We start from the raw sequence: 10,808 nt of genomic DNA, 5'->3' as shown, positions 1-10,808 counted from the left end.
GACCGTGAGAATCGCCGTCACCGGGGCCAGCGGAGTTCTCGGCCGCGGCCTGACCGCCAGATTGCTGAGTCAGGGTCACGAGGTCGTCGGAATCGCACGTCATCGACCGGACAGCTGGCCGAGCTCAGCGGATTTCATTGCGGCCGATATCCGGGATGCCACCGCCGTCGAAAGTGCTATGACAGGTGCGGATGTGGTCGCGCATTGTGCGTGGGTGCGTGGCCGAAACGACCACATCAATATCGACGGCACCGCCAATGTCCTCAAGGCGATGGCCGAGACCGGAACCGGGCGCATCGTTTTCACGTCCAGCGGTCACCAACCCCGCGTCGAGCAGATGCTGGCCGACTGCGGCCTGGAATGGGTCGCCGTGCGCTGCGCGCTCATTTTCGGTCGAAATGTCGACAACTGGGTGCAGCGGCTGTTTGCTCTGCCGGTGTTACCCGCCGGGTATGCTGATCGCGTCGTACAAGTCGTCCACTCCGACGACGCGCAGCGGCTGTTGGTTCGCGCGCTACTGGACACGGTAATCGACAGCGGCCCTGTTAATCTCGCCGCCCCTGGCGAGTTGACGTTTCGGCGCATTGCGGCCGCGCTCGGGCGGCCCATGGTGCCTATTGGCTCCCCAGTGCTACGACGTGTCACCTCGTTCGCCGAACTCGAACTCCTGCACAGCGCGCCATTGATGGATGTCACGCTCCTGCGTGACCGCTGGGGATTCCAGCCGGCCTGGAACGCCGAGGAGTGTCTCGAAGACTTCACCCTGGCGGTGCGTGGCCGGATCGGTCTGGGAAAGCGAACATTTTCCCTGCCTTGGCGGCTGGCTAACATCCAGGACCTTCCGGCGGTCGACTCCCCGGCAGACGACGGTGTCGCACCCAGATTGGCCGGCCCAGAAGGGGCCAACGGCGAGTTCGACACGCCGATCGACCCGCGCTTCCCGACCTATCTGGCCACCAACCTCTCGGAGGCGCTGCCCGGCCCGTTCTCGCCGTCGTCGGCATCGGTGACTGTGCGGGGCCTGCGTGCCGGCGGGGTGGGCATCGCCGAGCGGCTGCGGCCCAGCGGGGTGATCCAGCGCGAAATCGCCATGCGGACCGTCGCGGTGTTCGCCCACCGGCTGTACGGGGCCATCACGTCGGCGCATTTCATGGCAGCAACCGTCCCCTTCGCCAAGCCGGCGACGATCGTCAGCAACAGCGGGTTCTTCGGACCCAGCATGGCTTCGCTGCCCATCTTTGGCGCGCAGCGACCGCCATCGGAATCCAGCCGTGCCCGCAGGTGGTTACGTACGCTACGCAATATCGGGGTGTTCGGCGTCAACCTGGTGGGCCTGTCCGCCGGCTCACCCCGCGACACCGATGCCTATGTCGCCGACGTCGATCGCCTGGAGCGTCTCGCCTTCGATAACCTCGCTACCCACGACGACCGCCGGTTGTTGAGCCTGATCTTGTTGGCACGTGACCACGTCGTGCACGGCTGGGTGCTGGCCTCGGGGTCGTTCATGCTGTGTGCGGCGTTCAACGTGTTGTTGCGAGGATTGTGCGGGCGGGACACCGCACCGGCGGCCGGGCCGGAGTTGGTCAGCGCGCGATCGGTGGAGGCGGTGCAGCGGCTGGTGGCCGCGGCACGGCGGGATCCGGTCGTGATTCGGTTGCTGGCCGAGCCGGGGGAGCGTCTGGACAAGCTAGCTGTCGAGGCGCCGGAGTTCCATTCCGCGGTGCTGGCCGAGCTGACGCTGATCGGGCACCGCGGTCCGGCGGAAGTCGAGATGGCCGCCACCAGCTATGCCGACAACCCCGAGTTGCTGGTGCGGATGGTAGCCAAGACGCTACGTGCGGTGCCAGCGCCGCAACCGCCGACGCCGGTGATTCCGTTGCGGGCCAAGCCCGTTGCGTTGCTGGCGGCCCGCCAGCTCCGCGACCGCGAGGTCCGCCGCGACAGGATGGTGCGTGCCATCTGGGTGCTGCGTGCTCTGCTGCGGGAGTACGGGCGCCGGCTGACCGAGGCCGGCGTCTTCGACACCCCGGACGATGTGTTCTACCTCTTGGTCGATGAAATCGATGCGCTGCCGGCAGACGTGTCGGGGCTGGTGGCTCGGCGCCGTGCCGAACAGCGCAGGCTTGCCGGCATCGTTCCGCCCACGGTGTTCAGCGGAAGCTGGGAACCGTCGCCTTCGTCGGCGGCGGCGCTGGCAGCCGGGGACACTCTACGCGGAGTCGGCGTCTGCGGCGGACGGGTGCGCGGCCGGGTGCGGATCGTGCGTCCGGAGACCATCGACGATTTGCAGCCCGGCGAGATTCTGGTCGCCGAGGTCACCGACGTCGGATACACCGCGGCCTTCTGCTACGCCGCCGCCGTGGTGACCGAGCTCGGCGGCCCGATGTCACATGCCGCGGTGGTCGCCCGCGAGTTCGGATTCCCTTGCGTGGTCGACGCCCAGGGAGCTACCCGGTTTCTGCCACCAGGAGCATTGGTGGAGGTCGACGGGGCTACCGGGGAAATTCATGTGGTTGAGCTGGCGTCCGAAGATGGGCCGGCGCTTCCGGGAAGCGATCTCAGTCGCTGAACCTAGTTCGTCGTGTCAGCTTGTGACGGGTGCACCTCAGCAGCCGAACGCAACGCCCACGCCGTCGGGTGGCGGCGCCGGCTTCAGGCAGCCGAACGGCTCGATCCCGGCGCTGGCGAACCGGACCGCGGACTGATGGGCGTAGTTCACGCAGAACAGGCCCGCTTGATAGGAGCGGCAGCGGTAGTCCCCGATCGACAGCGTGTCCCCGTTGGCCAGCTCGGGTCCATTGCCGTAGACGAACGGGCCCGGGTCGGCGCGGGCGGACCCGACCTGCAGGTGGATGCCGTCAAAGTCGACCCAGCCGCCCTTCCATTCGCCGTAGGCCGTCTCGGGCCGGGGTGGTGGGTTCGCGAGTCGGACCAGGCAGGCCAGGGTGCCGCTAGTGTGCCTGGCATCCGTCATACAGGCCACCGTGCCCGACGAAGCGCTGAACGCGACGTCGTCGCCAAGCTGGGTGGTGACGCCGTCGCGGGTGGCGACGTGATAGGCGGCGGGATCAACCGGGTGACCCGCCTCAATCCAAGACACGATAGTGGTGATCGGCGCTCCTGCGGCCGGTGGTGTTGACGGCGCCGCCGACGGGGCGGGCGCCGGCGGGGCGATGGTCTGCGACTGCCCTACATCACCGCCGACCTCGCGCGAGCACCCCGCAATCAGCAACGACACTGCGACCAGCGCGGCGATCCGCATCCCGACAGGCTAGCCGCCCCGCCCCCATTCCTGCACTGCGCATGCCGCGTGGCCCTGGAGTCGGCTACCGTCGGGTCTATGCACGAGCGCACCGTGCGCGCCCGCACGGCCACCGGCATCGTTGAAGGCTTCACGCGCGACGGTGTGCACCGTTGGCGATCAATCCCTTACGCCAGGGCGCCGGTGGGCTCGCTGCGATTCCGGGCGCCGCAGCCAGCGCAGCCCTGGCCGGGCGTACGGCACTGCCACACGTTTGCCAACTGCGCTCCTCAGCAGCGCCGCTACACCGTGATGGGCATCGGCAGGTACCAGACCCGCAGCGAGGACTGTCTCACCCTCAACGTCGTCACACCCGAAGAGCCAGCCACCCAGCCGCTGCCGGTAATGGTGTTCATCCACGGTGGGGGCTACATCCTGGGCAGCTCGGCAACCCCGATATACGACGGCGCAGCGTTGGCACGCCGCGGCTGCGTGTACGTGTCGGTCAACTACCGGCTGGGCGCGTTGGGGTGTCTTGACCTGTCGTCCTTGTCGACACCGCAGATCACCCTCGACAGCAACGTGTACCTGCGCGACCTGGTGTTGGCGTTGCGTTGGGTCCACGACAACATCGCGGAGTTCGGCGGTGACCCAGGCAATGTCACCATTTTCGGCGAAAGCGCGGGCGCGCATATCACCGCCACACTGTTGGCGGTGCCAGCCGCCAAAGGCCTATTCGCCAGGGCGATCTCGGAAAGCCCAGCGGCGGGCATGGTGCGTTCGCGCGAGGTGGCCGCCGAGTTCGCGGCACGCTTTGCCAATCTGATCGGCGCGCGTACCCAGGATGCCGCCAATGCGTTGATGCAGGCGTCCCCCGCGCAGCTGGTGGAAGCCCAACACCACCTGATTCGCCAGGGAATGCGGAAAAGGCTGGGCGCCTTCCCGATTGGTCCGGTGTTCGGCGACGACTACCTGCCCATGGACCCCGTCGAGGCGATGCGGTCCGGCCGGGTGCACGCGGTTCCGCTGATCGTGGGAACCAACGCCGAAGAGGGTCGGTTGTTCACCCGCTTTCTGGGGATGCTGCCGACCAACGAACCGATGGTTGAAGAGCTACTGTCGGGCATGAAACCGGCCGATCGTGAACGCATTACCGCCGCCTACCCGAATTACCCTGCGCCCTCGGCGTGCATCCAGCTCGGTGGTGACTTCGCCTTTAGCTCGGCGGCCTGGCAGATCGCCGAGGCTCACGGCGCCAATGCGCCCACCTACCTATACCGATATGACTACGCGCCACGGACGCTGCGCTGGTCGGGTTTCGGCGCCACCCATGCCACCGAACTGTTTGCCGTCTTCGACATCTATCGCACCAGATTTGGCGCATTGCTGACCGCCGCCGCCGACCGCCGTGCCGCCCTTCGGGTCAGCAACGAGGTGCAACGCCGCTGGCGTTGTTTCAGCCAAATTGGTGTTCCGGGCGACGACTGGCCGGCTTACACCCAAGACGACCGTGCCGTCCTGGTTTTCGACCGCAGGTGCCGCATCGAGTTCGATCCGCATCAGCACCGCCGGATCGCATGGGACGGGTTTTCGCTGGCGAATTGAACCTTTTCTGTCAGTGGCCGGAGCGCCGCGACCTGGAAAGGCAACCCGAGAGATGTACGAAACCGTCGTTGTATCAACGGTGGTAATGCACTTCGCTTTCATCGCTTACGTCCTTGCCGGCGGTTTCCTTGCCCTGCGGTGGCGACGCACGATGTGGCTGCATGTTCCGGCGGTGATATGGGGGATCGGCATCGCCGCTAAGCGGGTCGACTGCCCGCTGACCTGGGTGGAGCGCTGGGCTCGCACCAAGGCCGCGATGACACCTCTGTCACCGGACGGATTTGTCGCTCACTACATCACCGGCGTGATCTATCCCGCCGGTTGGGTGGCCGCCGCTCAGCTGGTCATGTTCGCGATCGTCGCGGCGTCATGGACCCTATATCTGTGGCTGCCGCGTCGGTAGGCAAACTGCCCGGGCAGTCGCCCGAACGTATGGTGGACGTATGCGGGCGTTGATCATCGTCGACGTGCAGAACGACTTCTGCGAGGGTGGCTCGCTGGCGGTAACCGGTGGCGCCGCGCTGGCCCGCGCCATCAGCGACTACCTGGCCGAAGCGGCGGACTACCATCACGTCGTGGCAACCAAGGACTTCCACATCGACCCGGGTGACCACTTCTCCGGCACACCGGACTATTCCTCGTCGTGGCCACCGCATTGCGTCAGCGGTACTCCCGGCGCGGACTTCCATCCCAGTCTGGACACGTCGGCAATCGAGGCGGTGTTCTACAAGGGTGCCTACACCGGAGCGTACAGCGGCTTCGAAGGAGTCGACGAGAACGGCACGCCACTGCTGAATTGGCTGCGGCAACGCGGCGTCGATGAGGTCGATGTGGTCGGTATTGCCACCGATCATTGTGTGCGCCAGACGGCCGAGGACGCGGTACGCAATGGCTTGGCCACCAGGGTGCTGGTGGACCTGACAGCGGGTGTGTCGGCCGATACCACCGTCGCCGCGCTGGAGGAGATGCGCACCGCCAGCGTCGAGTTGGTTTGCAGCTCCTGATGGCACCGCCGAACCGGGATGAACTGTTGGCGGCGGTGGAGCGCTCGCCGCAAGCGGCCGCCGCGCACGACCGCGCCGGCTGGGTCGGGTTGTTCACCGGTGACGCGCGGGTCGAAGACCCGGTGGGTTCGCAGCCGCAGGTGGGGCATGAGGCCATCGGCCGCTTCTACGACACCTTCATCGGGCCGCGGGATATCACGTTCCATCGCGATCTGGATATCGTCTCCGGCACGGTGGTGCTGCGCGATCTCGAACTCGAGGTCGCGATGGACTCGGCTGTGACGGTGTTCATTCCCGCCTTCCTACGCTATGACCTACGACCGGTTACCGGCGAGTGGCAGATTGCCGCACTGCGGGCGTACTGGGAGTTGCCGGCGATGATGCTGCAGTTTCTGCGCACGGGATCGGGGGCCACAAGACCCGCCCTGCAACTGTCGCGAGCGCTGCTAGGCAATCAAGGGTTGGGCGGCACCGCAGGATTCCTGACCGGCTTTCGCCGGGCGGGCCGGCGGCACAAGAAGCTGGTGGAAACGTTCCTCAACGCCGCGTCCCGGGCAGACAAGTCCGCTGCGTATCACGCGTTATCACGCACTGCCACAATGACTTTAGGCGAGGATGAGCTACTCGACATTGTCGAGCTGTTCGAGCAGCTGCGCGGGGCTAGCTGGACCAAGGTGACCGGTGCCGGATCCACCGTCGCGGTGTCGCTCGCGTCGGACCACCGGCGCGGCATCATGTTCGCCGACGTGCCGTGGCGCGGCAACCGGATCAATCGGATTCGGTACTTCCCAGCCTGACGGTCGTTGTACCACAGGACCCAAAATCGGGAGCACGATGGTCAATAAGCCGTTCGAGCGGCGCAGTCTGTTACGGGGTGCGGGCGCGCTTACTGCGGCCTCGCTGGCTCCCTGGGCCGCTGGGTGTGCTGCCGATGACGATGACGCGTTGACTTTCTTTTTTGCAGCCAATCCGGACGAGCTCCGTCCCCGGATGCGCGTCGTCAACGAATTCCAGCGGCGCTATCCCGATATCAAGGTACGGGCCCTGTTGTCCGGACCCGGCGTCATGCAGCAGCTCGCAACGTTTTGCGCGGGTGGCAAGTGTCCGGATGTGCTGATGGCATGGGAACTGACCTATGCCGAACTGGCCGACCGGGGGGTGTTGCTTGACCTGAACACGCTATTGGCGCGCGACCAGGCTTTCGCCGCGGAGCTGAAATCGGACAGCATCGGGGCCCTGTATGAGACTTTCACGTTCAACGGAGGCCAGTACGCCTTTCCGGAGCAATGGTCCGGCAACTTCTTGTTCTACAACAAACAGCTATTCGACGACGCCGGCGTGCCACCGCCGCCCGGTAGCTGGGAACGGCCATGGAGCTTCGCCGAATTCCTGGATGCCGCCCAGGCGCTTACCAAGCAGGGCCGGTCGGGACGGGACAGGCAATGGGGCTTCGTCAACGCGTGGGTCTCGTTCTACGCTGCCGGGTTGTTCGCCATGAATAACGGTGTACCGTGGTCGGTTCCGCGGATGAATCCCACCCACCTCAATTTCGACCACGACGGGTTCCTCGAAGCGGTGCAGTTCTACGCCGACCTGACCAACAAGCACAAGGTGGCCCCCAGCGCTGCTGAGCAGCAGTCGATGTCGACGGCGGACCTGTTTTCTGTGGGCAAGGCCGGGATCGCGTTGGCCGGGCACTGGCGATATCAGACGTTCGACCGTGCCGACGGTCTGGACTTCGACGTCGCCCCACTGCCCATCGGTCCGCGCGGACGAGCCGCCTGTTCAGATATCGGTGTCACCGGGCTGGCCATTGCGGCGACCAGTCGACGCAAGGACCAGGCGTGGGAATTCGTAAAGTTCGCGACCGGCCCGGTGGGGCAGGCATTGATCGGCGAATCCCGCCTGTTCGTGCCGGTGCTGAGATCGGCGATCAACTCGCACGGATTCGCCAACGCCCACCGCAGGGTAGGCAATCTTGCCGTGCTCAGCGAGGGGCCGGCCTATTCGGAAGGCTTGCCGGTGACCCCGGCCTGGGAGAAGATCGCCGCCCTGATGGACCGCTACTTCGGACCCGTGCTGCGTGGATCCCGGCCGGCGACCTCGCTGACCGGGCTATCACAGGCCGTCGATGAAGTGCTGCGCAATCCATGACACGGCGCAGGGGGCGACGCGCGTGGGCGGGGCGTATGTTCGTCGCGCCGAACTTGGCTGCCGTTGTGGTGTTCATGCTGTTTCCGCTGGGATTCTCGCTGTACATGAGCTTTCAGAAGTGGGACTTGTTTACGCATGCGACGTTCGTGAGGTTGGACAATTTCAGAAACCTCTTCACTTCTGATCCGCTGTTTCTCATCGCCGTGGTCAACACCGCGGTTTACACCGTCGGCACCGTGGTACCGACCGTTATCGTCAGCCTCGTCGTCGCCGCCTTTCTAAACCGGAAAATCAAAGGCATCAGCCTCTTTCGGACGGTCGTCTTCTTGCCGTTGGCGATTTCCTCGGTGGTGATGGCGGTCGTCTGGCAGTTCGTCTTCAACACCGACAATGGCCTACTCAACATCATGCTCGGCTGGCTGGGAATCGGCCCCATCCCATGGCTAATCGAACCCCGATGGGCCATGGTCTCGCTTTGCCTGGTCAGCGTCTGGCGCAGTGTGCCCTTCGCCACGGTCGTCCTGCTGGCCGCGATGCAGGGGGTTCCGGAGACTGTGTACGAGGCGGCCAGGATCGATGGTGCCGGCGAGATTCGCCAGTTCGTGTCCATCACGGTACCGCTGATCCGGGGGGCATTGTCATTCGTGGTTGTCATATCGATCATCCACGCGTTCCAGGCGTTTGACCTTGTCTACGTCCTTACCGGTGCCAACGGTGGTCCCGAGACGGCTACCTATGTTTTGGGCATCATGCTGTTCCAGCACGCGTTTTCGTTCCTGGAATTCGGCTATGCGTCCGCGTTGGCGTGGGTGATGTTCGCCATCTTGCTGGTGTTGACCGTGCTGCAGTTGCGAATTACGCACCGGCGCTCCTGGGAGGCGTCCCGTGGGCTGGGCTGATCGAATAGTCCACCGCCACTTCATTCGTGGGCTTGCCCTGTACGCGGGACTGATCGGGATCGCTTGGTGCGCGCTGTTCCCTATCATCTGGGCGCTGTCGGGCTCCCTGAAGGCGGACGGCGAGGTGACCGAGCCGACGCTGTTCCCGTCGCATCCGCAATGGTCCAACTACCGCGAGGTGTTCGCGTTGATGCCGTTCTGGCGGATGTTCTTCAACACCGTGCTGTATGCCGGATGTGTCACCGCCGGGCAGGTCTTCTTCTGCTCGTTGGCCGGTTATGCCTTCGCGCGACTGCAGTTCCGGGGCCGCGATACGTTGTTCGTCTTGTACTTGAGCACTTTGATGGTGCCGTTGACGGTGACCGTCATCCCACAGTTCATTCTCATGCGGATCGTGGGGTGGGTGGATACGCCGTGGGCGATGATCGTGCCGGGATTGTTCGGTAGCGCGTTCGGTACCTACCTGATGCGGCAGTTCTTCCGCACGCTGCCGACCGATCTCGAGGAAGCCGCGATTCTCGACGGTTGCTCGCCGTGGCAGATCTACTGGCGGATTCTGCTGCCGCATTCACGTCCCGCGGTGCTGGTGCTGGGTGTGCTCACCTGGGTCAACGTGTGGAACGACTTTCTGTGGCCGCTGCTGATGATCCAGCGAAACAGCCTGGCGACGCTCACCCTTGGCCTGGTCCGATTGCGGGGCGAATACGTCGCCCGGTGGCCGGTGCTGATGGCGGCGTCGATGCTGATGCTGGTGCCGTTGGTCATCCTTTATGCGGTCGCACAACGTTCCTTTGTCCGTGGTATCGCGGTGACTGGGCTCGGCGGGTAACCATGGCTTCGGTGAGTTTTGAGCAGGCAACCCGGCGCTATCCCGGCACGGACCGACCGGCCCTGGATCGGCTCGACCTGATCGTCGGCGATGGCGAGTTCGTTGTCCTGGTGGGGCCGTCCGGATGTGGCAAGACGACGTCGTTACGGATGGTGGCTGGCTTGGAGACGCTGGACTGTGGGCGTATCCGGATCGGCGAGCGCGACGTCACCGAGGTCGATCCCAAGGATCGTGATGTCGCCATGGTGTTCCAGAACTACGCCCTCTACCCGCACATGACGGTGGCGCAGAACATGGGCTTCGCGTTGAAGGTCGCCAAGATCGGCAAGGCCGAGATCCGCGAGCGGGTGCTTGCCGCAGCGAAATTGCTTGATCTGCAATCTTATCTGGATCGCAAGCCGAAAGATCTCTCCGGCGGCCAACGGCAACGGGTGGCGATGGGTCGTGCGATCGTGCGGCGCCCACAGGTATTCCTGATGGACGAACCGCTGTCCAATCTTGACGCCAAACTTCGCGGGCAAACCCGCAATCAGATCGCCGCGTTACAACGGCAACTGGGTACGACCACCGTGTATGTCACTCACGACCAGGTCGAGGCCATGACGATGGGTGACCGCGTCGCGGTGCTGTCTGACGGTGTGCTGCAACAGTGTGCTTCGCCTCGAGAGCTCTACCGCAACCCGGGCAACGTGTTCGTCGCGGGGTTCATCGGTTCCCCGGCGATGAACCTGTTCAGGCTTTCCATCGCCGATTCCACGGTGTCACTGGGTGATTGGCAGATCCTGCTGCCGCGTGCGGTCGTCGGTACGGCAGCCGAGGTCATTATCGGTGTTCGCCCCGAACATTTGGAGCTGGGCGGCGCCGGCATCGAGATGGACGTCGACATGGTCGAAGAACTTGGAGCGGACGCCTACTTGTATGGCCGAATCGTGTCGGGCGGCTGCGAAATGGACCAGTCAATCGTCGCTCGAGTGGACGGCCGCGGCCCGCCCGAGCGGGGTAGTCGCGTGCGGCTATGTCCCACACCGGGACACCTGCACTTCTTCGCCGTCGACGGGCGTCGGATTCCGGGCTAA

At 64.9% G+C, this 10,808-nt stretch carries 10 protein-coding genes; 9 read left to right on the top strand and 1 reads right to left on the bottom strand.

The window, feature by feature from the left end:
• The first annotated feature begins 4 nt into the window (after positions 1 to 4).
• A complete protein-coding gene (locus FF952_RS10865; protein ID WP_003410309.1) occupies positions 5 to 2,569 on the top strand; it encodes a sugar epimerase family protein in 2,565 nt (854 codons plus the stop codon).
• 36 nt (positions 2,570 to 2,605) lie between these two features.
• Here the strand turns inward: FF952_RS10865 and FF952_RS10860 are convergent, their stop codons facing one another.
• Complete coding sequence (locus FF952_RS10860; RefSeq protein WP_003899146.1) at positions 2,606 to 3,262, bottom strand: hypothetical protein; 657 nt, start codon at positions 3,260 to 3,262, stop codon at positions 2,606 to 2,608.
• A 78-nt stretch (positions 3,263 to 3,340) separates the two neighbouring features.
• On the opposite strand from FF952_RS10860, the gene FF952_RS10855 reads away from it, so the two are divergent.
• From FF952_RS10855 to FF952_RS10820, 8 genes are read left to right on the top strand one after another with little or no spacing between them, the layout of a single operon-like run.
• Positions 3,341 to 4,846 (top strand): carboxylesterase/lipase family protein, encoded by a 1,506-nt coding sequence (locus FF952_RS10855; RefSeq protein WP_003916923.1) that lies wholly within the window; start codon positions 3,341 to 3,343, stop codon positions 4,844 to 4,846.
• A 52-nt stretch (positions 4,847 to 4,898) separates the two neighbouring features.
• Positions 4,899 to 5,249 carry a DUF2784 domain-containing protein gene (locus FF952_RS10850; protein ID WP_003902241.1) on the top strand — a complete coding sequence of 117 codons (351 nt, stop codon included), beginning with the start codon at positions 4,899 to 4,901 and terminating at the stop codon, positions 5,247 to 5,249.
• A 40-nt stretch (positions 5,250 to 5,289) separates the two neighbouring features.
• Positions 5,290 to 5,850, top strand: coding sequence for a pyrazinamidase PncA (gene pncA / locus FF952_RS10845; protein WP_003410243.1), 561 nt, complete (start codon positions 5,290 to 5,292; stop codon positions 5,848 to 5,850).
• Entirely contained in the window at positions 5,850 to 6,647 is a 798-nt protein-coding gene (locus FF952_RS10840) for a ketosteroid isomerase family protein (RefSeq protein ID WP_003899143.1), read from the top strand. Before pncA ends, FF952_RS10840 begins: the two co-directional genes overlap by 1 nt.
• 37 nt (positions 6,648 to 6,684) lie before the next feature.
• Positions 6,685 to 8,004, top strand: a complete 1,320-nt coding sequence (locus FF952_RS10835; RefSeq protein WP_003410228.1) for an ABC transporter substrate-binding protein — start codon at positions 6,685 to 6,687, stop codon at positions 8,002 to 8,004.
• Positions 8,001 to 8,903, top strand: a complete 903-nt coding sequence (locus FF952_RS10830) for a carbohydrate ABC transporter permease (protein WP_003410224.1) — start codon at positions 8,001 to 8,003, stop codon at positions 8,901 to 8,903. The genes FF952_RS10835 and FF952_RS10830 overlap by 4 nt, the downstream gene beginning before the upstream one ends.
• A complete protein-coding gene (locus FF952_RS10825; protein WP_003410221.1) occupies positions 8,890 to 9,732 on the top strand; it encodes a carbohydrate ABC transporter permease in 843 nt (280 codons plus the stop codon). Before FF952_RS10830 ends, FF952_RS10825 begins: the two co-directional genes overlap by 14 nt.
• A gap of 2 nt (positions 9,733 to 9,734) precedes the next feature.
• Entirely contained in the window at positions 9,735 to 10,808 is a 1,074-nt protein-coding gene (locus FF952_RS10820; protein WP_003410218.1) for an ABC transporter ATP-binding protein, read from the top strand.

It is taken from the genome of Mycobacterium tuberculosis complex sp. N0072 (genome assembly GCF_030323725.1).
GTDB lineage: Bacteria > Actinomycetota > Actinomycetes > Mycobacteriales > Mycobacteriaceae > Mycobacterium > Mycobacterium tuberculosis.
The sequence above is the reverse complement of the archived record's forward strand: the minus strand, read 5'-3'. Positions and strand labels throughout refer to the sequence as shown.